Annotated in this window: 23 protein-coding genes and 1 pseudogene; 12 read left to right on the forward strand and 12 right to left on the reverse strand. The window is 72.0% G+C overall.

The features are described from left to right. The first annotated feature begins 135 nt into the window (after positions 1–135). From ACFXG1_RS00530 to ACFXG1_RS00540, 3 genes and pseudogenes are all read left to right on the forward strand, one after another. A complete protein-coding gene (locus tag ACFXG1_RS00530; protein WP_384740026.1) occupies positions 136–1,071 on the forward strand; it encodes an alpha/beta hydrolase in 936 nt (311 codons plus the stop codon). Positions 1,072–1,287: 216 nt separating this feature from the next. Beyond that, complete coding sequence (locus ACFXG1_RS00535) at positions 1,288–1,752, forward strand: PPOX class F420-dependent oxidoreductase (protein ID WP_384715683.1); 465 nt, start codon at positions 1,288–1,290, stop codon at positions 1,750–1,752. After that, positions 1,753–1,887 (forward strand): annotated as a pseudogene (locus ACFXG1_RS00540) (GNAT family N-acetyltransferase); the annotation flags it as partial. A 55-nt stretch (positions 1,888–1,942) separates the two neighbouring features. On the opposite strand, the gene ACFXG1_RS00545 reads toward ACFXG1_RS00540, so the two are convergent. After that, the gene (locus tag ACFXG1_RS00545) at positions 1,943–2,458 is read right to left on the reverse strand and encodes a GbsR/MarR family transcriptional regulator (protein WP_384715680.1); all 516 of its coding nucleotides are present in this window, start codon (positions 2,456–2,458) and stop codon (positions 1,943–1,945) included. Between the two features lie 143 nt (positions 2,459–2,601). Between ACFXG1_RS00545 and ACFXG1_RS00550 the strand changes: the two genes are divergently transcribed. After that, the gene (locus ACFXG1_RS00550) at positions 2,602–3,540 is read left to right on the forward strand and encodes an ATP-binding cassette domain-containing protein (RefSeq protein ID WP_384715677.1); all 939 of its coding nucleotides are present in this window, start codon (positions 2,602–2,604) and stop codon (positions 3,538–3,540) included. Continuing rightward, on the forward strand, positions 3,537–5,147 hold the full coding sequence (locus ACFXG1_RS00555; RefSeq protein WP_384715674.1) for an ABC transporter permease: 1,611 nt from the start codon (positions 3,537–3,539) through the stop codon (positions 5,145–5,147). The genes ACFXG1_RS00550 and ACFXG1_RS00555 overlap by 4 nt, the downstream gene beginning before the upstream one ends. Before the next feature lie 95 nt (positions 5,148–5,242). On the opposite strand, the gene ACFXG1_RS00560 is transcribed toward ACFXG1_RS00555, so the two are convergent. The 4 genes from ACFXG1_RS00560 to ACFXG1_RS00575 all read right to left on the reverse strand — a co-directional run bounded on the left by ACFXG1_RS00560 (position 5,243) and on the right by ACFXG1_RS00575 (position 9,728). Next, a complete protein-coding gene (locus ACFXG1_RS00560; RefSeq protein ID WP_384715671.1) occupies positions 5,243–6,448 on the reverse strand; it encodes a cytochrome P450 in 1,206 nt (401 codons plus the stop codon). Between the two features lie 63 nt (positions 6,449–6,511). Continuing rightward, complete coding sequence (locus tag ACFXG1_RS00565; protein ID WP_384715668.1) at positions 6,512–7,180, reverse strand: response regulator; 669 nt, start codon at positions 7,178–7,180, stop codon at positions 6,512–6,514. Continuing rightward, a complete protein-coding gene (locus tag ACFXG1_RS00570) occupies positions 7,177–8,547 on the reverse strand; it encodes a histidine kinase (RefSeq protein WP_384715686.1) in 1,371 nt (456 codons plus the stop codon). Before ACFXG1_RS00570 ends, ACFXG1_RS00565 begins: the two co-directional genes overlap by 4 nt. Positions 8,548–8,954: 407 nt before the next feature. Next, on the reverse strand, positions 8,955–9,728 hold the full coding sequence (locus ACFXG1_RS00575) for a diacylglycerol kinase (RefSeq protein WP_384739965.1): 774 nt from the start codon (positions 9,726–9,728) through the stop codon (positions 8,955–8,957). A gap of 164 nt (positions 9,729–9,892) precedes the next feature. Between ACFXG1_RS00575 and ACFXG1_RS00580 the strand changes: the two genes are divergently transcribed. Together ACFXG1_RS00580 and ACFXG1_RS00585 are read left to right on the forward strand one after the other, a co-directional pair. After that, entirely contained in the window at positions 9,893–11,176 is a 1,284-nt protein-coding gene (locus ACFXG1_RS00580) for an adenylosuccinate synthase (RefSeq protein ID WP_384723184.1), read from the forward strand. Between the two features lie 179 nt (positions 11,177–11,355). Continuing rightward, positions 11,356–11,925, forward strand: coding sequence for an RICIN domain-containing protein (locus ACFXG1_RS00585; protein ID WP_384724510.1), 570 nt, complete (start codon positions 11,356–11,358; stop codon positions 11,923–11,925). 2 nt (positions 11,926–11,927) lie between these two features. On the opposite strand, the gene ACFXG1_RS00590 is transcribed toward ACFXG1_RS00585, so the two are convergent. Continuing rightward, positions 11,928–13,253 (reverse strand): tol-pal system YbgF family protein, encoded by a 1,326-nt coding sequence (locus ACFXG1_RS00590; RefSeq protein WP_384739969.1) that lies wholly within the window; start codon positions 13,251–13,253, stop codon positions 11,928–11,930. A gap of 141 nt (positions 13,254–13,394) precedes the next feature. Between ACFXG1_RS00590 and ACFXG1_RS00595 the strand changes: the two genes are divergently transcribed. From ACFXG1_RS00595 to ACFXG1_RS00605, 3 genes are all read left to right on the forward strand, one after another. After that, entirely contained in the window at positions 13,395–13,589 is a 195-nt protein-coding gene (locus ACFXG1_RS00595; protein WP_384714516.1) for a hypothetical protein, read from the forward strand. A gap of 91 nt (positions 13,590–13,680) precedes the next feature. Further along, on the forward strand, positions 13,681–13,920 hold the full coding sequence (locus ACFXG1_RS00600; protein ID WP_384714514.1) for a hypothetical protein: 240 nt from the start codon (positions 13,681–13,683) through the stop codon (positions 13,918–13,920). Continuing rightward, positions 13,917–14,120 carry a hypothetical protein gene (locus ACFXG1_RS00605; RefSeq protein ID WP_384714511.1) on the forward strand — a complete coding sequence of 68 codons (204 nt, stop codon included), beginning with the start codon at positions 13,917–13,919 and terminating at the stop codon, positions 14,118–14,120. The genes ACFXG1_RS00600 and ACFXG1_RS00605 overlap by 4 nt, the downstream gene beginning before the upstream one ends. A 23-nt stretch (positions 14,121–14,143) precedes the next feature. Here ACFXG1_RS00605 and ACFXG1_RS00610 read toward each other — a convergent pair whose 3' ends face one another. Beyond that, the gene (locus tag ACFXG1_RS00610) at positions 14,144–16,024 is read right to left on the reverse strand and encodes an ABC transporter ATP-binding protein (RefSeq protein WP_384714508.1); all 1,881 of its coding nucleotides are present in this window, start codon (positions 16,022–16,024) and stop codon (positions 14,144–14,146) included. A 152-nt stretch (positions 16,025–16,176) separates the two neighbouring features. On the opposite strand from ACFXG1_RS00610, the gene ACFXG1_RS00615 reads away from it, so the two are divergent. Together ACFXG1_RS00615 and ACFXG1_RS00620 are read left to right on the forward strand one after the other, a co-directional pair. Then, complete coding sequence (locus ACFXG1_RS00615) at positions 16,177–16,482, forward strand: hypothetical protein (RefSeq protein ID WP_384714505.1); 306 nt, start codon at positions 16,177–16,179, stop codon at positions 16,480–16,482. Next, positions 16,479–16,727, forward strand: coding sequence for a hypothetical protein (locus tag ACFXG1_RS00620; protein ID WP_384714502.1), 249 nt, complete (start codon positions 16,479–16,481; stop codon positions 16,725–16,727). The genes ACFXG1_RS00615 and ACFXG1_RS00620 overlap by 4 nt, the downstream gene beginning before the upstream one ends. Before the next feature lie 89 nt (positions 16,728–16,816). On the opposite strand, the gene ACFXG1_RS00625 is transcribed toward ACFXG1_RS00620, so the two are convergent. From ACFXG1_RS00625 to ACFXG1_RS00645, 5 genes are all read right to left on the reverse strand, one after another. Then, positions 16,817–18,496, reverse strand: a complete 1,680-nt coding sequence (locus ACFXG1_RS00625) for an FAD-dependent monooxygenase (protein WP_384714499.1) — start codon at positions 18,494–18,496, stop codon at positions 16,817–16,819. Continuing rightward, complete coding sequence (locus tag ACFXG1_RS00630; protein WP_384714496.1) at positions 18,493–19,311, reverse strand: ABC transporter permease; 819 nt, start codon at positions 19,309–19,311, stop codon at positions 18,493–18,495. The genes ACFXG1_RS00625 and ACFXG1_RS00630 overlap by 4 nt, the downstream gene beginning before the upstream one ends. Beyond that, positions 19,292–20,329 (reverse strand): ABC transporter substrate-binding protein, encoded by a 1,038-nt coding sequence (locus ACFXG1_RS00635; protein WP_384714493.1) that lies wholly within the window; start codon positions 20,327–20,329, stop codon positions 19,292–19,294. Before ACFXG1_RS00635 ends, ACFXG1_RS00630 begins: the two co-directional genes overlap by 20 nt. Beyond that, entirely contained in the window at positions 20,326–21,138 is an 813-nt protein-coding gene (locus tag ACFXG1_RS00640; protein WP_384714490.1) for an ABC transporter ATP-binding protein, read from the reverse strand. Before ACFXG1_RS00640 ends, ACFXG1_RS00635 begins: the two co-directional genes overlap by 4 nt. Positions 21,139–21,352: 214 nt before the next feature. Further along, positions 21,353–22,129, reverse strand: a complete 777-nt coding sequence (locus ACFXG1_RS00645; RefSeq protein ID WP_384722698.1) for a hypothetical protein — start codon at positions 22,127–22,129, stop codon at positions 21,353–21,355. Positions 22,130–22,215: the final 86 nt, after the last annotated feature.

Genomic DNA, 22,215 nt, shown 5'->3' on the forward strand with positions numbered 1-22,215 from the left:
ATCAGGTTGTTTCCCGCGGACAAGTCCGCGTGTTCTACGGAGGGTTGGGGCCGCATGCCGGAAGCCAGCGTGCCGGATCCGAGCCGGCCGGAACCGAACGCCCCCGGCGGACCCGGGACACCCGGTACACCCGGGGTGCCGGACGCCGACGCCGTCGCCCGGGACGCCGCCGAGGAGAAGTCGGCGTTCGCGCATCCGCCGGTGGAGCCCGACGCGACGGAGGCGTACGGTCCGCACCCGGACCAGATCGTCGACTTCTACGCGCCCCGCACGGACCACGGGGGCGGCCCCGGCGGCGCGCCGCTGGTCGTCGTTTTCCACGGGGGTGCCTGGCGCACCCCGTACGACCGCCGGCACATCAGCCCGTTCGCGGACTTCCTGGCCCGCCGCGGGTTCGCGGTGGCGAGCGTCGAGTACCGCAGGGGCCGGGACGTCCCCGGTCCCCGGGCCGACACCACCCCCGCGTCCGGTTCGGGCGCGCCCGTCGCCGGGCGCTGGCCGGAGACCTTCGACGACGTCGCGGCGGCGATGGACGCCCTGCCGGCCGCGGCGGCGCGGGCACTGCCCGGTACCGACGTCCGCCGTACGGTCCTCACCGGACACTCCGCGGGCGGCCAGCTGGCGCTGTGGGCGGCGGCCCGCCATGTCCTGCCCCGGGGTTCGGCGTGGCGTCTCGACACCCCGCCCGAGCTGCGCGGGGTGGTGGCGCTCGCCCCGATCGCCGACTTCGGCCGCGCGGCCGAACTCGCGGTCTGCGGCGGCGCCGTCCGCCAACTCCTGGGAGCGGAAGCCGGCTCCGACTCCGGCTTCGGCTCCGGGTTCGACGAGCGGCGGGCGGCGGTGGATCCGGCGCTGCTGCTGCCGACGGGGATCGCGACGACCGTGGTGCAGGGGAGCGACGACATCGTCGTACCGCGCCCGGTGGCGGAGGCGTATATCGACGCGGCGGCACGGGCGGGCGAGACGGTGGGCCTGACCCTGCTGGCGGCCGTGGGCCACTTCCCGCTGATCGACCCGGCGGCGGACGCGTGCGCGGTGGTGGCGGAGGAGATCGCCCAGCTCGCCTGGTGACAGTGGCACCGCCTGCGGGCGGCCCCCGCGGTATCCCGCCCCGGGCATGATCGGCGGGCGCCGTGCGTTGTCGCTCCGACGGGCGGCGGTGGAACGGGGGTTCGCCGCCGTCCGTCACCCCTGTCTGCGGGTACGCCCCGCCGGGCGGGGGGCCATCCCCCGGTGATGGCCGTGATTCCTGGCCGAATCCCTCGTACGCCCCCGATACTCGGCCGCATGTCCCAAGGACCGGCCCCCCGCGCCCTGCCCGCCGACGCGCTTGTGAAGCTGCTGACGGAAGGGCGGTTCGGCACGCTCGCGACCCTGAAGCGCGACGGCCGTCCGCATCTGACGACGATGCTGTACCACTGGGACCCGGAGACCCGGACGGTACGTTTCTCGACCCTCGCCGCCCGCGCCAAGGCCGGCCACGTCCGCCGGAACCCGAGGGCCTCGGTCCATGTCCAGGGGCCCGACGTCTGGTCGTTCGCGGTCGCCGAGGGCGACGCGGAGGTCTCGGAGCCGACGGTCGCCGCGGGCGACGAGGTCGGCCGTGAACTGCTGTCGATGCTCCCGGCCGGGTCCCGCCCGGCGACCCCGGCGGACGAGTCGGCGTTCCTCGAACAGCAGGTGGCGGAGGCCCGTGTGGTCATCCGGCTGCGGGTGACGCGCCTCTACGGCACGGCGCTCGACATCTCCTGACCGGTCCTCGATGTGGTGGCATCCGACCTGGCCGCCGCCGCGCTCTACGAGAGGCTGGGCCGGCGGCGGCTCGCGGTCTCCGAGCAGCGGTGGTCATCGGGGCGGACGGTGACGGTGGTCTCGTACGCCGCGTGAGGCACGGTGGTCTCGTACGCCGCGTGAGCCGGTACGGTCGGCCGACCCGGCCGGGTCAGTCCTGTGGAGCGGCTCCGTCGCCGTAGACCCGGTCGCGGTGTTCCCGCCAGCGCTCCATCATCTGCGGAAGCTCGGCCTGGACGAACGAGAAGAACGCCAGCGTCTCCGACATCCGCACGCCCGCCGGGCTGTCCTCGCCGAGGGACGAGATGCCCTGACGCAGGGTCTCCTCCCAGCGGCGGATGATCTGTTCGCGGTTGGCCAGCGCCTCGTACCACTGGCCGGAGTGGACCCGGTAGCGCTCCCGTCGTGAACCCGGCTCGCGTTCGCGCGACAGCAGATTGATCCCGGAGAGATAGCGGACCGCGCCCGAGACCGCCGCCGGGCTGACCCGGAGCCGCTCGCCCAGCTCGGCCGAGGTCAGCAGCCCCTCGTCGGAGACGAGGACCGCCGCGAAGACCCGGGCGGGCATCCGGGCCATACCGGCCTCCACCAACTGCGCGGCGAACCGCTCGACGAAGGCGGAGACCATCGCCTCGTCCCGCTCCGGCTGCCGCTGCTCGGTCGTCATTGCCCGGCCCTCACGTTCCCGATTCCCGGTATTCCCGGCATTCCCATGGATCCCATGGCCGCCCATGGCCGCCCATGGTCCCCCTCGATTTTATATCCTTCGTTAACTTCACAAATTTCTGAAGGAAGCGTACGTTCGGAAGCATGACGAAGGCCATCACCGTCTCCGGACTGCACAAGTCGTTCGGCCGTACGCACGCCCTCGACGGCCTCGACCTCACCGTCGGGACCGGGGAGGTGCACGGCTTCCTGGGGCCCAACGGCTCCGGCAAGTCGACCACCATCCGCGTCCTGCTCGGCCTGCTGCGCGCCGACTCGGGCACGGCCCGGCTGCTGGGCCGCGATCCGTGGCACGACGCGGTCGAGCTGCACCGGAGAATCGCGTACGTCCCCGGCGACGTCACCCTGTGGCGCAATCTCTCCGGCGGCGAGGTCATCGATCTGTACGGCCGGCTCCGCGGCGGGCTCGACCGGACGCGGCGGGCCGAGCTGATCGAACGGTTCGAGCTTGACCCCACCAAGAAGGGGCGGACCTACTCCAAGGGGAACCGCCAGAAAGTCGCCCTCGTCGCGGCCTTCGCCTCCGACGTGGACGTGCTCGTCCTGGACGAACCGACGTCCGGACTCGACCCGCTGATGGAAGAGGTGTTCCAGGAATGTGTGATCCGGGAGCGCGACCGGGGCCGGACCGTCCTGCTTTCGTCGCACATCCTTTCCGAGGTGGAGACCCTCTGCGACCGGGTGTCGATCATCCGGCGGGGCCGGACGGTGGAGACCGGTTCACTCGCCGAGCTCCGGCACCTCACCCGTACCAGCGTCACCGCCGAACTCGCGGCCCCGCCGAACGGGCTCGCCCGGCTGCCGGGCGTGCACGACCTCGACATCCAAGGACACCGGGTGCGGCTCCAGGTGGAAACGGACCAGCTGGACGCGGTGCTCAGGGCGCTCACCGACTCCGGTGTACGGTCCCTGACCAGTACCCCGCCGACGCTGGAGGAGCTGTTCCTCCGGCACTACGCGACGCCCGGACCGGCACAGGCTGCCGGGGCCGTCGAAGGGGCCGCAGAGGGGGCCGGACGATGAGCGCCGCCGTCCCGCTCCGCGCCCGCCACGAGCGGCCCTTCGCCGGGACCGGGACCCTCTTCCGGCTCGCCCTCCGCCGGGACCGGATCATGATCCCGGTGTGGGTGCTGCTGCTCTCGCTGGTCGTCGTCAGCGGCTCCGGCACGATCGAGGGGCTGTACGACACCGCCGCGAAGCGCGCCGAATTCGCCGCGTCCATGAGTACGAACGGTTCGCTCCGCGCGCTCTACGGACCCGTCTTCAGCGACTCCGTCGGCGGCCTGGTCGCCTGGCGCTTCGGCGCGTCGGCCGCCGTACTCGCCGCCGTGATGAGCCTGCTGATCGTCGTCCGCCACACCCGCGAGGAGGAGGAGACCGGCCGTCAGGAGATGATCGCCTCCGGTGCCGTCGGGCGCCGGGCGGCCCTGACCGCGGCGCTGCTGACCGCCGGCGCCGCCAACGCGGCGGTCGCCGTGTTCGTCGCCGCGGGTCTCGCCGGGCCCACCGGCGACCCCGCGGGCGGTATCGCGCTCGGCCTCGGTATCGCCGGCGTCGGCCTCCTCTTCGCCGGGGTGGCCGCGATCGCGGCCCAGCTCACCGAGAGCGCCCGGCTCGCCCGGGGCCTGACCGGCGCCGTACTCGGCCTCGCCTTCGGGCTGCGCGCCGCGGGCGACGCGGGGACCGCGCACGGCGACGCCGTCCTGACCTGGCTCTCCCCGCTCGGCTGGGCCGAGTACTTGCGTCCGTACGCGGCGGAACGCTGGTGGATCCTGCTGCTGCTCGGCGCCGCCGTGGTGGCCCAGGGCGCGGTCGCCTTCGTCCTCGCGGGCCGCCGCGACGTCGGCATGAGCTTCCTGCCGACCCGCCCCGGCCCGGCCGAAGGGCGCATCGGCACCCCCGCGGCCCTCGCCTGGCGCCTCCAGCGGGGCACGCTGTACGGCTGGCTCGCCGGGTTCCTGGCCGCCGGGATCGTCTTCGGCGGGATGGCGGACGGCGCGGCCGACCTCGTGGGCGAGAACCAGGGCACCCGGGAGATCTTCGAGCGGATGGGCGGGCAGTCCGGGATGACGGACGCGTTCCTCGCCGCGATCGCCGGGCTCTTCGGCATGCTCGCCGCCGTATACGCGGTCGCGTCGGTGCTACGGCTGTACGGCGAGGAGGCCGGGCAGCGCGCCGAACCCGTCCTGGTCGCGGCGGTCGGCCGGATCCGCTGGGCCGCGAGCCATCTGACCATCGCCTTCGGCGGCGCGGTCGCCGTCGTCACGGCGGCGGGCCTCGGCCTCGCGATCGGCCACGGGAAGGACGCGGGGGCGGTCGTCGGGGCGGCGCTCGTCCTGCTCCCGGCGGTCTGGCTGCTGGCCGGTGTCGCGGTCCTCGTCTACGGCCTCTTCCCCCGGTACGCCCCCGCCGCCTGGTCCCTCGTCGGCCTGGCCCTCGCCATCGGCTGGCTGGGCCCGGCGCTGGACCTCCCGGCGGCCGTGCTGAACCTGTCGCCGTTCAGCCACCTCCCGAAGATGCCGGGCGACGCGATGTCCTGGCCCCCGGTGCTCCTCCTCACCGGCCTGGCAGCCGTGACCACGGGCGCGGGCCTCCTGTCCTTGCGCCGCCGCGACCTCCTGACGGGGTAGCCCGGGCCCTCCGGGCGGGGTTGTGTTTGGGGAAAACCTCCACCTGCCCGCACCCGCGAACGGCGGGTCGAACATCCCGGGCGGCGCTACTCCGGCTACAGCTCCACAGACAGTCGGTGGACGCCCCTGATCACGTAGCCCGGTTTCCATTCCGGTTCGGCCGACAGGCGCAGCGTCGGGGTCTCGCGGAGGAGTTCGCCGAAGGAGGCCGCGAGTTCGAGGCGGGCCAGCGGCGCGCCCAGGCAGAAGTGGATGCCCGCGCCGAAGGTGATGTGCGGGTTGTCCGCACGGGACAGGTCGAGGACATCGGCGTCGGCGAAACGCGCGGGGTCACGGTTGGCCGAGCCGAAGAGCAGCGCCAGTTCCGCGCCGCGCGGCACGACCGTGCCGCCGATCTCGATGTCGTCGAGTACCCACCGCTCGAACATCTGGAGCGGGGTGTCGTACCGCATCAGCTCCTCCACCGCCGTCGGCAGCAGGGAGTGGTCCGCGCGGAGGGCGGCGAGCTGCTCCGGGTGGCGGAAGAGCGTCCACCAGCCGTTGGCGGTGGTGTTGACCGTCGCCTCGTGGCCCGCGTTCAGCAGCAGTACACAGGTGGAGACCATCTCCTGCTCGGTCAGCCGGTCGCCCTCGTCGTACGCGGCGATCAGCGCCGAGATCAGATCGTCGCCGGGCTCGGTACGCCGCTCGGCGATCAGGCCCCGCAGATATCCGGAGAACTCGACGGACGCCGTCACCGCCTTCCGCGCGGTCTCCTCCGACGGGTTCAGCTCGAACATCCCGCAGATGTCGGCGGACCAGGGCCGCAGCAGATGCCGGTCGTCCTCGGGGACGCCCAGCATCTCCGCGATCACCGCGACCGGCAGCGGCTCGGCGACGTCCGCCAGCAGATCGCCGCCGCCCGCCTTCTTCAGGTCCGCGACCAGTTCGGCCGCCAGCCGCCGTACGGTCGGCTCCAGCGCGGCCACCGTGCGCGGTGTGAACGCCTTGGTGACCAGCCGCCGGATCCGGGTGTGGTCGGGGGCCTCCAGATCGAGGATCCCGTGGTCGTTGAGGGTGTGGAACGGCTCGTGCGCCGCCGGGGGCGGGGTCCGGCCGAACTCCTCGTGCGTGAAGCGGTGGAGATACGTACGGCCCAGCCGGCGGTCCCGCAGCAGCGCCGACACATCGGCGTAGTGGGGGACGAGCCACTGCCGGGTGGGCTCGAACCAGTGCACCCGCCCGTCGGCCCGCAGCCGCTCGTAGGCGGGATACGGATCGGCGACGAAGGCGGGCGACCATGGCTCGAAAAGTGCGTCCATATCCGGACGCTAACTCCGATGAGACCGGTTGGCCAGGCTCTGACCAGCACGGATGCCGAAAAGCTATGAAGGTGTGACGAGCCGTGCCTCATAGGCGAACACGGCCGCCTGGGTGCGGTCCCGCAGCCCCAGCTTCACCAGGACCCGGCTGACATGGGTCTTGATGGTCGATTCGGCGACTACGAGATGCTCGGCGATCTCCGCGTTCGACAGACCCTGGGCGATCAGGACGAGGACCTCCGTCTCCCGCTCGGTCAGATCGCCGACCTGTGCCACGGCCCCCACCTTCGGGCCCTGGGTGACCCGGGAGAACTCGGTGATCAGGCGGCGCGTCACGGTGGGCGCGAGCAGCGCCTCGCCCGCAGCGACGACCCGGACGCCGTCGGCGAGCTGGCGGGCCGACGCGTCCTTCAGCAGGAAGCCGGACGCCCCGGCGCGCAGCGCCTGGTACACGTACTCGTCCAGATCGAACGTCGTCAGGACCAGCACCTTGGAGTCGGCGTACGAGGTGACGATCTCGCGGGTGGCCTCGATTCCGTTCAGCTCCGGCATCCGGATGTCCATGAGGACGACGTCCGGCGCGAGCGCCGCGACCCGGTCGACCGCCTCGCGGCCGTTGACGGCCTCGCCGACGACCTCGATGTCCGGCATCGCGTTCAGCAGGACGGAGAAACCCTCCCGGATCATCATCTGGTCGTCGCAGATCACGACCCGGATGGTCGGTGTGGTCACGGCGACGGCTCCTTGGTGATGGCGAGCTTGGGGGCGGGCTTCTCCAGGATGGCGGATCCGCCGGCCGGCTCGTCCCGGGAGACGGTGGTCACCGGCTCCGGCGGCGCGACCGGTACGAACGCGGCCACCTCGTAGCCGCCGTCCGCGGTCTCCCCGGCCGTCAGCTCGCCGCCGAGCATCGCGACCCGCTCCCGCATCCCGGTGATCCCGTGCCCGGCCCCGGGCGACGGCTGGACCGGCCCCTCCGGCGCGGTGTTGACCACCCGCAGCCCGAGCCCGCCGAGGACGTACGACACCTCCACCCGAGCCGTGGCGCCCGGCGCGTGCCGCAGGACGTTGCTCAGGGCCTCCTGCACGATCCGGTACGCCGACAGCTCGACGCCCTGCGGCAGTACCCGGACCGATCCGGTGACCACCTTCTCCGCCGTCAGACCGGTGTCGTGGACGTTGACCAGCAGCCGGTCGAGGTCGGCGAGTACGGGCTGGGGCGCGTCGGGGGCCTCGTAGTCCTCCGCGCGGACGACACCGAGGATGCGGCGCAGCTCGGTGAGGGCGGCGACGGCGTTCTCACGGATCGTCGCGAACGCCTTCGCCAGCTCCTCCGGCGGGTTCTCCACCCGATAGGGCGCGGCCTCCGCCTGGATGGCGACGACGGACATGTGGTGCGCGACGACGTCGTGCAGCTCACGGGCGATCGTGGTGCGCTCCTCCAGCAGGGTCCGCTTGTCGCGTTCGACGGCGGTGACGGTCCGCTCGGCGCGGACCTCCTGTTCGGCGGTCCTGCGGACGGTGAAGGCGACGGCCACCGCGAGCATCATGGCGGAGACCACGAGCATGTGCGCCATGTTCTGGTTGTAGTAGTTGCCGATGACGATCTCGGCGGCGCCGGTGCTGAGCGCGGTGAGCACCCACATCCAGACGGCCGTCCTGGGCCGGTTCCTGAGGACGATCACCAGCATGATCAGCAGATGTGCGGCGAACGCGCCCGGAAGCCAGTGCCAGGAGTCGTAGTAGCCGGTGAACAGCGATTTCCAGGTCGGCGCAGTCAGGGAGAGCCAGAAGGCTCCGACGGGCCGGATCACCGCGAGGGCGATCAGCCCGGAGGGCAACGTGGTCTCGAAGAACGAGTCGGCCGAGAAGCCCTGAACGGCGACCCCGGCGGCGGTGATGATGAACGCGACCGCGAGCAGCAGGGCGTGCGGGGCCCATCGCACGTAGTGCGCTATCCCGGCCGGAAGCAGGCCCATCACCGGGCCGTTCGTGCGCAGGGGCGGTAGGGGACGGTAGGCGAAGGCGTCCTGGATGAGGTCCTGCCGTAGGCCGTGGAGGACCCCGACGGCCAGGCGGTATTCGGGGCTGCGGGTCATCTTGGTCACGCCGATGACGGTACGGGGCGGCGCCGGGGCCGTCGTCCGCACGGATACGGATCCCTGCGCCTCCGCCTCAAGGACTACGGCTCCCCCTGGCGGGGGTGGGCCGGGTGCCCTCGGGGCGCCGTCGCCCCCGCACGGGGTTCGTGAGTGCCCCCGGGGCGCCTTCGCCGACCGCAGGCCGTCTGTGGTTGATCGCGCAGTTCCCCGCGCCCCTAAAAACCTTGGTCTGCCCGCAGCTGACAACGGTGAGTCGGCTATCCAGGGGCGCGGGGAACTGCGCGACAAGCCACCCACCGGCGCGCGGGCCGAAGAGCACCTGTGGATGCCGGACGCGTCCGGTCTTGGGCCCCGGGCCACGGGTAGCCAAGGCCCTGGGGGGGGGAAGGCCCCGCCCCGGGGGGCTACGGGAGCGTCAAACCCCAGGCGCCCGCCCGCACCGACCAGGTGCGGGTGCGGACGGGACCCGTCACCACCGCGTCCGCGCGATAGCGGAAGTCGGCGCCGGAGACCGTCACCGCGAGCGCCTTCACCGTGACCGGCCGGTCGGGGCCGGGGTGGTGGACGGTGATCTCGGCGCGGCCGTGGGCCGTACGGATCGTGACCGCGTCCACCTCCTGGTGCAGGTCGCACAGGAGCGCCCCGTCCGCCTCCACCCGCAGCCGCCGCCCCGGCCCCGCGACCCCCCGAGGGGACCGGGCGCGCCGCCCCAGGAGCGCCCGCCACCACCCCCGTGAGCCGGCCCGGCGGGGACCGGCCGGGATCATCAGGTCGCCCACGACGACGCCGTCGCTCTCGTCGACCAGCAGGTCGAGCCGCCGTACCCCGCCGTCCAGCGCCGCGCGGGCCGCCGCGACGGGCCCGGGCGGCACACCCAGGGAGTGCGCGAGCCCGACACCGGAGCCGACGGGGACGAGGGAGAGCGCGCCGTCACCCAGCCAGCGGTCCCGGTGGAGCAGGGCCACCGCGCGCAGGAGCGCCCGGTCGTCGCCGACGATCACCGGACGCCTCGTACCGCGCCGCGCCAGGGCCCTGGCGAACTCCTCCGGGCTCTCCGGCAGACAGACCTTCGCCCGGGAACCACCGCACAGCACGTCCTTCGCGATCCGCACCGATTCCCCGTCCTGACGGCGGGCGACCGGGTCGATGACCACCAGCAACTGGTCGCGATCCGACACCTCGGTCCTTCCTCGGGTAGCATCTTTGTGCAAGAGCCCCTTGCGCGATTGCGCCAGGGGCTTCGTCTATTCCGGGGCAACCGGTCCGAGGGATCCAGGAAAAACACGGGACACACTGATCCCCCTGACCTTGGACATGCCCCGCCCGGAAGGGGTGTACGCCTGTGCCCGCACTTGTGCTGCTCGGTGCTCAGTGGGGTGACGAGGGCAAGGGGAAGGCCACCGACCTGCTCGGCGGGTCAGTCGACTACGTAGTGCGTTACCAGGGCGGCAACAACGCCGGCCACACGGTTGTCGTAGGCGACCAGAAGTACGCGCTGCATCTCCTCCCCTCCGGAATCCTCTCACCGGGATGTACCCCGGTGATCGGCAACGGTGTGGTCGTGGACCCGGCCGTCCTGCTCTCCGAGCTGAGCGGGCTCAATGACCGGGGCGTCGACACGTCCAAGCTGCTGATCAGCGGAAACGCCCATCTGATCACCCCGTACAACGTCACGCTCGACAAGGTGACGGAACGGTTCCTCGGAAAGCGGAAGATCGGGACGACGGGCCGGGGCATCGGCCCGACCTACGCGGACAAGATCAACCGCGTCGGTGTCCGGGTCCAGGACCTGTACGACGAGTCGATCCTGACCCAGAAGGTCGAGGCGGCGCTGGAGCAGAAGAACCAGCTCCTCGCCAAGGTCTTCAACCGCCGGGCGATCGAGACCGGCCGGATCGTCGACGAACTGCTCCAGTACGCGGACCAGCTCCGCCCGTACGTCGCCGACACGACCCTGATCCTCAACGACGCCATCGACGAGGGCAAGGTCGTCCTCTTCGAGGGCGGCCAGGGCACCCTCCTCGACGTGGACCACGGGACGTACCCCTTCGTCACCTCGTCGAACCCGACGGCGGGCGGTGCCTGCACGGGCGCGGGCGTCGGCCCCACCAAGATCAGCCGGGTCATCGGCATCCTCAAGGCGTACACGACCCGCGTCGGCGCCGGTCCGTTCCCGACCGAGCTGTTCGACGAGGACGGCGAGGCGCTGCGCCGTATCGGCGGCGAGCGGGGTGTGACCACCGGCCGTGACCGCCGCTGCGGCTGGTTCGACGCGGTGATCGCGCGGTACGCGACCCGGGTCAACGGCCTGACCGACTTCTTCCTCACCAAGCTGGACGTCCTCACCGGCTGGGAGCAGATCCCGGTCTGTGTGGCGTACGAGATCGACGGCAAGCGGGTCGAGGAGCTGCCGTACTCGCAGACCGACTTCCACCACGCGAAGCCGATCTACGAGATGCTGCCGGGCTGGTCGGAGGACATCACCAAGGCGAAGACCTTCGACGACCTGCCGAAGAACGCGCAGGCGTACGTGAAGGCGCTGGAGGAGATGTCGGGCGCGCCGATCTCGGCGATCGGCGTCGGCCCCGGCCGGACCGAGACGATCGAGATCAACTCGTTCCTCTAGGCCACGGGCCGTGAGCCGCTGAAGGCGCCCGGGCGGGACCTATCCGGTCCCGCCCGGGCGCCTTCGTATGCTCATCCGCCTAATAGCTCCTCGGGGGGAACCCTCGCATACCTGTCCCCATACTCGGTTACTCATGGTGATGGTCTGTACGCACACCGCGAGTAAAGGATGGTTCTCCGATGCGTTCTGGTCTGAGGGCGAGGGTCGTGACGGTCGCGTCGGCGGTCGCGCTGACGCTGGGAATGTCCGGTACGGCGACGGCCGGCGCACCCGCCCCGCCGCCGCGCGCCGAGGGCGCCGCAGCCGCCGAGGTCACCGTCCAGCAGGTCACCCTGCGGCTGTCGAGCGACCCGGGGCAGGTCGCCAACGTCAAGGGCGCGTCGACCGCCAATGGCGCCGAGGTCATCCAGTGGCCGTGGTCGGGCGCGGCCAACGAGCGGTGGGAGCCGGAGCCCGCCGACTTCGGCTACTTCCGCTTCAAGTCCGTCAACAGCGGGCTCTGCCTGAACATCGAGGGCGCCAGCAACGACAACGGCGCCCGCGCCATCCAGTGGACCTGCGGCACGGACCACAACGAGCAGTGGCAGCTCGTCCCGAAGGGGCGCGGCTACCAGATCGTGGCCCGCCACAGCGGCAAGTGCCTGAACGTCGCGGGCGGGGTCGGCCAGGGCAACGGCCTGATCCAGTGGCCGTGTGCGGCGGACGGCGCGGACAACGACGTCTGGCTGCCGGTCTGGGAACAGGTCTGACGTCAGGCGGTCCGCCGGGTCTCCTGAGCCCGTTCGTACGTCTGCCGAGCTGTTGCGTTGGACAGATACGGGTTCAGGAGGCGCGGGATGTCCGCGACATGGCGGTCGACGCGGCCCGAGTGGAGCGTCGGGTACTCGTCGAGGACCCCGCCCCAGGTGGCGCACGCCGCCTCCAAGTGGCCCAGTTCCAATTGCCGTTCCGCGAGCATGGAGTTGAAGCGGGCGGCGGAGCGGCGGGTGTCGTTCGGGCGCCTGAGCCGGAAGTGCAGATGGAGCGATTCGATACTGCCTTCGAGGTCGCCCAGGTAGTACCGCACCTGGGAGGCGTGATAGGCGACCACCGAGGGGTCGTATCCGCCGAATGGTCCCGGCGGGCTCTCCGCCTTCTCGATCTGTCGTTCGGTCTCACGAATCGTGCGAAGGGCCGCCGTCCGCTCACCGGCGACCGCGAAGGAATGGGCCTGCTGGCCGAGCATGAAGGCCTTCAGCCTCGGTGTCGTCTCGGGTGAGGACGCGGCGGCGGAATTCGCGAACCGCACCGCGTCGGAGGCGTGTTCGAGATCTACGGCCTGCCCGGAGAGTCCGCGCAGAATGTAGCTGTACCACTTGCGGTCCCCGCCCGCCTGCGCCAATTCAAGACCCTTGACGTACCACCTCTGGGCAAGGCCGTGCACTCCCTCGTCGACCGCCATCCAGCCGATGTTGTAGCAGAGGTAGGCGGCGGCCGAGAGCATCTTCCGCTGCACGTCCGGCGGCCCGTCCAGCCGCAGATACGGGGCGACGAAGTCGACCATGAAGGTAGCGGCCATAGGCCTGGTGTAGCGCCCACCGAAGCTGTTGAACGTGGCGAACAGCTGCTCCGTCATCTTGCCGACCAGCTCGACGTCCGACATCCCCACGCGCTGAGTCGCACCGGAACGGACGGATTCCCTTCGCTCCACGGCCTCGGCCCACGCGGGAACGGGCATGGCGGCGGCGAATATGCTCACTCCGAGGAAGTTGCGACGCTCCATGTCCTGCCTTCCCAGATCGATGAGGTCTTCCAGTAGCGAATAGCTCTCGGACTGATCGGGGCGGGCGGGAAAACCGGCCTGGTCATGGGTGACGGGTCGGCCCAGCCTCCGCGCGAGCGCTTCGAGGATCAGCGGCTGGGTCGTCGTCTTGGGGATACAGCCCTTGAGCCATTGATGGGCCGACGGCTGCTGGTACTTCGTCGGGGTGCCCCGTTCCGTACCGATGCGGTTGACCGCCTGGGCCATTTGCCGTTCGGTCCAGCCCGTTTCGCGGAACAGCAGGTCCAACCGCTCATTGGGTTCGCGGATCGCCAAGGGTGGTCAACTCCTCGCGGCACGACGCTTATTGCCTTTATCGCGGGTGTGCTGCTCCCACAGTACCGCCGTGCGTGACCGTCCCGTTGCCTAGAGCGAGCAAACAAACAACTCGGCGGCGGAGCCAAGGAGCGGCGAACGATGTCCGATCAGCAGGCGCGGCCCGGTCAGGACGCGGGGCACGGGCGGGGCGATGAGCCGCCGATGCCGGAGTGCGGGATCTGCCGGGAGTACGCGGTCGCGGAGTTGACGGCCGAGCGCGCGGGGGACCTTTCGCGCGCCGTCGACTGCCGCGTACTCCTCCGTCGGCATCAGAGGGCCGACCACCGGCGCTGACCACACGAAACATCAAAAAGGCGCCCCGACGGGCCGTTGGCCCGGCCCGTCGGGGCTTGTCGCAACAGCTGTCGAAGGAGCTGTCACCACCATGCGCGACCTTATCCTCCGTACCCTCGAACGGGTGTTACGTCTCGTCGTCCCCGCGCACGGACGGCACCGGCACACCGGCTCCCGGCGGCGGGGCACGCACCGTGACATCAGGCGGCGGGCGCCGCTGGTGATCTGCGCGCCCGCCCGGCCCGTACACGCGCACACCCTGCGCAGGACCATGCCCGCTCCGGGGCGCACATTCCGCGTACCGCCGTACATGGAGGAGGCCGCCGTATGACCCGGGACGCACTCCTCGCCACGGCCCCGGCCGCCCCGGCCGACACCCCGTGCGCGCACTGCCGGAGGACGACGGCCGTACCGGTCGCCGTGGGGGCCGTGGAGCGGGCGAGCGGGCCGCCGCATGTGCTGTACGCGTGCCCCGACTGCGCCGTCCGGCACGGCGCGGGGCCGACCCCCGACGAGGGGTTCGGCCCGTGACGCGCGCACCGGAGGTGTATGTACTACGCCACCACCGGCTCCTCCGCCGCCGCGAACTGGGTGCGGTACAGCTCCGCGTACCGCCCGTCCGCCGACAGCAGCTCCTCGTGCGTGCCGTGCTCCACGACCCGGCCCGACTCGATCACCAGGATCTGGTCCGCCGCGCGGATCGTGGACAGCCGGTGGGCGATGATCAGGGCCGTGCGGTCCGCCAGGGCCTCCGCGAGGGCCGCCTGGACCGCCGCCTCCGAGGTGTTGTCGAGATGGGCGGTCGCCTCGTCGAGGATCACCACCCGCTGGCGGGCGAGCAGCAGCCGGGCGATGGTCATCCGCTGGCGCTCGCCGCCGGAGAGGCGGTAGCCCCGCTCGCCGACGACCGTGTCGAGTCCGTCCGGGAGGGACCGTACGAGAGGCGCGAGACGGGCGCGTTCCAGCGCCGACCACAGCTCGTCCTCCGTGGCGTCCGGGCGGGCCAGCAGCAGATTGGCGCGTACGGACTCGTGGAAGAGATGGCCGTCCTGGGTGACCATGCCGACGGTGGCGCGCAGCGACTCGGCCGACAGGTCGCGGATGTCGACCCCGCCGATCCGGACCGCCCCCGCGTCGACGTCGTACAGCCTCGGCAGCAGGCCCGCGATGGTGGACTTGCCCGCGCCGGACGTGCCGACCAGGGCAATTGTCTGGCCGGGCGCGGCATGGAAGGAGATGCCCTTGAGGACTTCCTCGCCGCCCCGGGTGTCGAGCGCCGCGACCTCCTCCAGGGACGCGAGGGAGATCTTGTCCGCCGACGGGTAGGCGAAGCGGACGTCGTCGAACTCGACCGACAGCGCGCCCTCCGGGGCCTTCCGGGCGTCCTCGCGGTCCTCGATCAGCGGCTTGAGGTCGAGTACCTCGAAGACCCGCTCGAAGCTGACGAGCGCGCCCATCACCTCCACCCGCGCCCCGGCCAGGGCGGTCAGCGGGGCGTAGAGCCGGGTCAGCAGCAGGGCGAGGGCGACGACGGCGCCGGGCTCCATGCTGCCGCGCAGCGCGTACCAGCCGCCGAGGCCGTAGACGAGGGCGAGCGCCAGCGCCGAGACGAGGGTGAGGGCCGTGATGAAGACGGTCTGCGCCATCGCGGTCCGGATGCCGATGTCCCGTACCCGTTCCGCTCGTTCGGCGAACTCGCGGGACTCCTGGTCGGGCCGGCCGAACAGCTTGACCAGCGTCGCGCCGGGCGCGGAGAACCGCTCCGTCATCCGGGTGCCCATCTCCGCGTCGAGCCGGGCCCCTTCGCGCTGGAGGGCGGCCATCTTGGTGCCCATCCGCCGTGCGGGCAGTACGAACACCGGCAGCAGGACGAGCGCGAGAAGCGTGATCTGCCAGGACAGGGCGACCATCACGATCAGGGTGAACAGCAGGGTGACGATGTCACCGGCGACCCCGGAGAGTGTGGTGCTGAAGGCGCGCTGTGCGCCGATGACGTCGTTGTTGAGCCTGCTGACCAGCGCGCCCGTGCGGGTTCTGGTGAAGAAGGCGACGGGCATCTTCTGTACGTGGTCGAAGACGGCCCGCCGCAGGTCGAGGATGAGGCCCTCGCCGAGGCGGGTGGAGAGCAGCCGCTCCACGAGGCCCAGTCCGGCCTCGGCGACGGCGATCGCCGCGATCAGCAGGGCCAGCCGGACGACGGTCCCCGTCTCGCCGCCGGTGACGATGGTGTCCACGACCCGTCCGGCGAGTACGGGGGTGGCGACGGCCAGCAGCGCCGTGAGGACGCTGAGGCCGAGGAAGCGGATGATCCGGCCCTTGTGGGGGCGGGCGAAAGTGCCGATGCGGCGCAGGCTCGCGCGGTTGAAGGGCCGCCGGTCCTGTTCGGCGTGCATGGCGCGGTAGGCCTGCACCCAGGCCGTGGTCTCCATACTCATGACAGGAACCGTAGAACCTGAACCAATGTTGAGGTCAAGGGGTGGTGGTGTGCGCCGGACCCGACCCCGCGCGCGGGTTCCGGCCGGGTCCTGAGCGCCCTACGCTCGTCGCGTTCGCGCCAGTCGGCGTACGCGACCGGAGGGAGCCGGTGATGAGCGGGGGCGGCGATCGGTTGTCGCTGACGATGTATATGACGGGGGGTCCGGTCGCGGTACCGGCCACGATCGGGGGCGTACGGGAGGCGCTGCCCGAGGCCGAACGCGCCGTGTTCACCCATGAGATCGAGTCGGTGCCCGCCGACGGGCTCCAGATGACGCTGATGCGGTGGGCGATGCGGATCCCGACCGAGCAGGACGCGGCGGAGGACGCGGTCGCCGCCCGGCTCGTCGCGGGCGACTTCACCGGGGTGACGTTCACCGACGACCTGGGCGACGACGAGTACCGGGGCGCCCCGTGACCTACCGGATCGCCTACACCGACGAGGCGGGCGCGGGCCGGGCCGCCCTCGCGCGGGTGCGGCGGAAGGAGTTCGACACGGGCGTCGCGGCGCTCGCGCGCGATCCGTACGGCGCCGGATCGTGCGGGGTGCGCGGCAACCGGGACCGCCGGGACGCGTCGGTGGGGCGGATCGCGGTGGTGCGGTACGAGGTCAGCCCGGGGGTGGTCACGGTGACGCTGCTCAGGGTCGTGCCCGCGCCCTGAACGGGAACGGGCGGGAGACGGGTGGGAGGCCCCCGGGCCGGGGCCGTGGATGGAGCCCGGGGGCCGGTCTCGTACCCGTACAGCTGCTGTTACGGCTGTACGGCGCCGGTTCCGCGCGTCCCGTCCGCCGGGCGGCACAGGACCGTCCGCAGCGCGTCCTCCAGCAGGTCCGCCGCGTCCGGGGAGCCCGCCGGCCTGCGCCAGGCGACATGGCCGTCCGGGCGGACGAGGACGGCGCCGGAGCCGGTGAGGCCGTACGCCTCCGGCCAGTCGGGCGCGATCTCGCCGGGGACCGTACCGAGGACGCGCGCGGTCAGCGGCACCCCCAGCCGGTCCGCCACCCGCCCGGCCGCCGCCGTCCACGCCGATCCGCCTTCGGCACCGGCGAGCAGGGTGAACCCGGGCCCGAACAGGTCGATCACGGAGCCGCCGTCCGGGCCGAGCGGCAGATGCGGCGCCCGGTGCCCCGGGCGCGCGGTGGGCCGGTAGTCGGTGTAGGCGTCGGCGACGGCCTCCTCGGCGGGGGCGTCCTCGGGGGCGTCCTCGGGGACCAGCGCGCCCTCCGTGTAGTGGAACCCGAGGATGATGCCGTCCTTGACGCGGCGCTTGGGCAACTCCTCCCGCCAGCGGTCCCAGTTGCCGGTGGCGATCGCGTCCGCGTTGTTGGCGCGGTCCTCGCGGGCGGTCCACTCGGCGATCGGGCGGCGCTCGGGGTCGTAGCTGTCGAGCAGGGCGGGAGCGGCCCAGCCGTGGACGACGGCCGCCAGCTTCCAGGCCAGGTTGTGGACGTCCTGGACGCCCAGGTTGAGGCCCGAGCCGCTGAACGGGGTGACCAGATGGGCCGCGTCACCGGCGAAGTGGACCCGGCGGCCCGATGACAGCCGCTCGGCGACCTGGCTGCGGCTCGTCCAGTACGACTCCTCCAGCACCTTCACCGCGAGCGACGGATCGCCCGCGACGGCCCGGACCATATCGGCCGGATCGGCGGGGCCTCCCGGCTCCGTGGTGCCTTCCAGGACGCGGTTGAACGTCCAGCGGTCGGGGACGGACGTCGGCTGGAGATAGCCGCGCACCCCGCCGGCGTGCAGGAACGTGATCGTGGCCCGCAGATCCCCCATGAGGGGTGCGAGATCGGCCTCGAAGAGGACCTGGTGGTTCTCGGTGACGGTCCCGCCGCCCAGCAACTCCGTACCGGTCGCCCGGCGTACGGCGCTGTGCGCGCCGTCGCACCCCACGAGTTGGCGGCAGCGGATCCGGCGGGCCGCGCCGTCCGGCCCGGTGACCGTGACGGTGACGTCCGCGTCCGTGGTCTCGACGGCTGTGACGGTCGTGCCGTACCGCACCCGGGACGGGTCGAGCCGCCGCCGCAGCACGGCCTCCACGACGTCCTGCGGGCACATCACCGTCGCCGTGGGACTGAGGGCGGCCCGGCGCCCGGCGACCACGCTCTGGGCGAGCAGGGTCTCGGGCGCGTCGAGCGCCGCGAGGGTCGTGGCGAAGGCGAACCGCAGCCCGGCCCGCTCCTGGGCGAGGGCCGCGCCGGTGATCTCGTCGGCGACGCCGAGCCACCGGAAGATCTCCATGGTGCGGGCGTTGACCGCCCGGGAACGCGGCAGCACCGAGGGCGCGGTGCGCCGCTCGACCACGAGGAAGGGGACGCCGAGCCGGTCGAGGAGCAGGGCGAGGGCGAGCCCGGCGGGCCCGGCGCCGGCGACGAGGACGGGCACGTCGTCGGTGTGGGGGATGGCGGCTGTGGGGGCCGTGGTCACGGCAGGGTCCTTTCGAGTACGGGTTCGCCCGTGGTCCCGCCGCCGCTTCCGCTCGTGGCGGTGTCGCGCTGCCAGCGGCGGGCCCGGCGGCGCAGCGGGCCGATCAGCAGATGCTCGGCGAGCAGCGCGACGGCCACGGCTACGGCGGCCCAGGCGAAGACCTCGTCGGTGGCGAGGTTGGTACGGGCGGTGGCGATCCGGGCGCCGACCCCGTCCGGGGCGGCGAGCAGTTCGGCCATGATCACGGTCCGCAGCGATGTGGTGGTCACCAGCGCGACCGAGGCGAGCAGAGGGGCGGTCAGGGCGGGCAGCACCAGATGGCGCAGCCGGTGCGCGAGCGGTACGCGGAAGGCGGTCGCCATCTCCTTGAGGTCCGGATCGAGGGCGCGTACCGCCTCGGCTATCGTCACCGCGACCACCGGCACGGAGACGAGGGTCGCTACGAAGACGGGAACCTCGCCGCCGCCGCCCCACCAGACCATGCCCATCACGACGGGCACGATCGGGGGGATTCCGAGGAGCACGGCCCGCAGTGGCCGCCCCAGCCCATCGGCGACGCTGCTGCCGCCGCCGACCAGGCCCCAGGCGACACCGATGAGGAGGGCGAGCACCGAGCCGGTGAGGGCGCGGCCGAGACTCCGTACGACCTCGGTGTGGAGTACACCGTCGGCGGCGAGCCGTCCCAGCGCCCGTGCGGTCTCGACGGGCGAGGGGACGAGGACGGCGGGCTGACGGGCGGCCGAGAACTGCCAGAGCCCGATCAGGACCGCCGATCCCGCGACGACGAGCGCCGTGTCACGAACCTTCCGTGACATAGAGACCGTCACCCGGCACCTTCCCTCCGACCAGGGCCGGCGACGCGGCGGCGAGTTCCGTGAAGAGGGCGGTCAGACCGGCCTGGACGTCACGCGCGGTGCTGTAGGCGGGTTCGAGGCGCGCGAGGAGCCCGGTGACCAGGGGCTGCGGCGCCCCGGTGCGTTCGGCGACCCCGGCCGCGAGGTCGTCGCCGTGGGCCCCGGCGCTCTGGGTGGAGCGGGCGAGGGCCTGGTGGAGATGGCGGACGACCTCCGGGTTGGCGTCGGCGTACTTGCCCCGCACCCCGACGGCGTACGTCGGCAGCGTCTCCTGGCCGGTCTTCTTCTTCCACTCCGCGCCCAGGGCGAGTATCGGCTTCTTGGGCTTGCCCGCCGACTGGGCGCGCGCGGACGCCAGGCTGGCCTGGTGCTCGGGGAGCAGCGCGTACTCCGCCTTGCCCGCGCCGACCGCCGTCAACAGGTCGGGAAGAGAGGGGTGGTTGACGATCTCGAAGTCCTCGCCCGGCTTGAGCCCGTTCTTCTCGGCCAGGCTGCGGAAGAGGACGTCGTTGACGTCGCCCTTGAAGGCGATATGGACGGTCTCGCCGCGCAGCGACTCCCAGGAGGTGCTCGCCGAAGGCGGTCCGACGAGGACGTCGACCGGGCCGTCGATGATGCCGAGGATCCGGACGTCGACGCCCCGGCTGTGCAGATTGGCGGCGATATTGCTGGGGAGGGTGAGCACGTCCACGGAGCCGCTGGTGAGCTGGGTCCGCATCTCGTCGGGGGAGCGCAGGGAGCTGAAGGAGACCTTCCCCGCCTCGGCCTTCAGCTTCTCGTCGGTCCGCAGCCCGGCGGTGGCGGCGTCCAGGACGGCGTTGGGCGCGATACCGATCCGCAGCCCCGCGGACTTCCCGTCGTCCCCGGAGTCGCCGCAGCCGGTCAGCAGCGCCGCGGCCACCAGGACATGGGCGGTCACCGCGATCCGGGCGCGGGAGGTGCGGGGCGGGCGGGGCGTGCGAAGGACGGGCGTGATCACTCGGGCGCTCCTGAGCTGTAGATGTGCTGCGGTCCTAAGGGTGCGATTGCTTCTTTACGGGGTGCGGGTCCGGGCCCCTGGCCGGTTGCCGGGCCGGGTTCGGATCCGGATCCGGGTTCGGTGAGGGCGCGGACGACGGCCTCCTCGGCGCGGTCGGTCGCCTCGCGGTCATGACCGTCGGGGGCCGGGTCGAGGGCGAGGACCTGATGGCCTTCGACCCCCAGGACCAGGGCCTGTTCGGCGGTGAGCGCGGCCTCGCGGGGATCGTGCGTGGACCACAGCACGGTGGAACCGGCGTCCCGCGCCAGCTCCAGCAGGGTCCGCCGCACCTCGGCGCGGAGCGTGATGTCGAGCGCCGACGCGGGTTCGTCGAGGACGAGCAGCGGCGCGCGGACGACCAGCGCGCGGGCCAGCGCGACGCGTTGCCGCATGCCCGTGGAGAGGGCGGCGGGGTACGCGTCGGCGGATTCGGCGAGCCCGAGACGGGCGAGGAGGGTACGGGCGTGGGCGCGGTCGTCGTCGGAGGGGCGGCGGCCGAGGGCGAATACGACGTTCTCGGCCGCGGTCCGCCAGGGCATCAGCCGGGGCTCCGCGAAGGCGTATCCGACGCTCGCGGGCGCCGCGACCTCCCCCGCCCCCGGCCGTTCGAGACCGGCGGCCAGCCGGAGCAGGGTGCTTTTCCCGACCCCGGAAGGACCGAGCACGGCGAGCACCGTCCCCGCGGGCACATCGAGATCGAGCCCATGGAACAACTCCCGGCCGCGGTAGGCATGCCCGACCGCGCGGAACGTGACTCCCCCTGCGGACATGCGTCCCCCCGACGCCGACGATCAGCTAAGGCGACCCTAACTATAGAGTACGACTCCAGCGACGCCAGTGCCTGTTACAGGCGCCCTCGCCGTAGGGGTTGATGTGGAGTTGCCTCCGTGCGGACGGGACTCCGTGTCAAGCGTTGCGGCGAGGCTGCAAAGGGGACGGCCCGGCACCCCGGGGAGCGGGGTGCCGGGCCGTGTGGGAGAGGCGTCAGCCGAGCTTCTTCAGCTGGGCGTCGACGATCGCCTTCGGCATCTCACCCTTGCCGGAGAGGTTGATGCTCACCACGGTGAAGACCTCGTTGCCCTTGCGCACGGCCACGACCGGGACCGACATCTTCATGCCCTCGGCTTCGGAGACCAGCGTGTAGGCGAGGGACTCGTCGCCGCCGGTGTAGGTGTCCGCGGTGACCTTGTTGACCTTGGTGCTGTCGGACTTCACCTTGGAGGTGAAGCCGGCCGCGCACTTCTCGCCGGCCTGCTTGAGGTCGGCCATGGCCTTCTCGGCGCCGTCGCCCTCGTAACTTCCCAGGCCGACCTGGTTCATCGTCATGGACTTCATCTTCTCCAGGGCCTCAAGCGCGGCCTTGGCCTCGTCCTCCGGGTTGTCGGCCTTCTTCTCGCCCTCCTTCGGCATCGGGTCGGAGACGCGACGGATGACGAGGGCCTTCGGCTCACCGGGGGTGCCACCCACCATGAGCTTGCTCAGCGCCGTGCACTCGGCCTTGTCACTGGTGGCGACCTGCGCGTCCGCCACCTCGGACGCCGGCCGGGCCTCCGAGGTCATCGGCTTGACGTCGGCCGAGGCCACGATCAGCTTGTCCAGCTCGGCCTGCGTCTTCGCCGGGGCGGACTTGGCGTCGCTCTTCTTGGTGTCGCCCTTCGCGGCGTCGTCCTTCTTGTCGTCACCGCCGCAAGCGGAGAGCAGCAGGGCGAGGGAGACGGCGGACGCCGCGACGGCGCCGCGACGGAAAGCGGTGTTCTGCATGAAAATGAATCCTTGCAATGGGGAGTCGCGAAACATGAGTGGTCACTGCGCGCGGAAACCCGGACGGGGAGAGCAGTGGAAGCCAG

It is taken from the genome of Streptomyces sp. NPDC059248, assembly GCF_042753905.1.
GTDB lineage: Bacteria > Actinomycetota > Actinomycetes > Streptomycetales > Streptomycetaceae > Streptomyces.

Bases quoted from the DNA above. Each gene is read 5' to 3' on its own strand.
- ACFXG1_RS00535 (WP_384715683.1), top strand. From the start codon at position 1,288: ATGTCCCAAGGACCGGCCCCCCGCGCCCTGCCCGCCGACGCGCTTGTG.
- ACFXG1_RS00545 (WP_384715680.1), bottom strand. From the start codon at position 2,458: ATGACGACCGAGCAGCGGCAGCCGGAGCGGGACGAGGCGATGGTCTCC.
- ACFXG1_RS00550 (WP_384715677.1), top strand. From the start codon at position 2,602: ATGACGAAGGCCATCACCGTCTCCGGACTGCACAAGTCGTTCGGCCGT.
- ACFXG1_RS00555 (WP_384715674.1), top strand. From the start codon at position 3,537: ATGAGCGCCGCCGTCCCGCTCCGCGCCCGCCACGAGCGGCCCTTCGCC.
- ACFXG1_RS00560 (WP_384715671.1), bottom strand. From the start codon at position 6,448: ATGGACGCACTTTTCGAGCCATGGTCGCCCGCCTTCGTCGCCGATCCG.
- ACFXG1_RS00570 (WP_384715686.1), bottom strand. From the start codon at position 8,547: ATGACCCGCAGCCCCGAATACCGCCTGGCCGTCGGGGTCCTCCACGGC.
- ACFXG1_RS00585 (WP_384724510.1), top strand. From the start codon at position 11,356: ATGCGTTCTGGTCTGAGGGCGAGGGTCGTGACGGTCGCGTCGGCGGTC.
- ACFXG1_RS00595 (WP_384714516.1), top strand. From the start codon at position 13,395: ATGTCCGATCAGCAGGCGCGGCCCGGTCAGGACGCGGGGCACGGGCGG.
- ACFXG1_RS00600 (WP_384714514.1), top strand. From the start codon at position 13,681: ATGCGCGACCTTATCCTCCGTACCCTCGAACGGGTGTTACGTCTCGTC.
- ACFXG1_RS00605 (WP_384714511.1), top strand. From the start codon at position 13,917: ATGACCCGGGACGCACTCCTCGCCACGGCCCCGGCCGCCCCGGCCGAC.
- ACFXG1_RS00610 (WP_384714508.1), bottom strand. From the start codon at position 16,024: ATGAGTATGGAGACCACGGCCTGGGTGCAGGCCTACCGCGCCATGCAC.
- ACFXG1_RS00615 (WP_384714505.1), top strand. From the start codon at position 16,177: ATGAGCGGGGGCGGCGATCGGTTGTCGCTGACGATGTATATGACGGGG.
- ACFXG1_RS00630 (WP_384714496.1), bottom strand. From the start codon at position 19,311: ATGTCACGGAAGGTTCGTGACACGGCGCTCGTCGTCGCGGGATCGGCG.
- ACFXG1_RS00640 (WP_384714490.1), bottom strand. From the start codon at position 21,138: ATGTCCGCAGGGGGAGTCACGTTCCGCGCGGTCGGGCATGCCTACCGC.
- ACFXG1_RS00645 (WP_384722698.1), bottom strand. From the start codon at position 22,129: ATGCAGAACACCGCTTTCCGTCGCGGCGCCGTCGCGGCGTCCGCCGTC.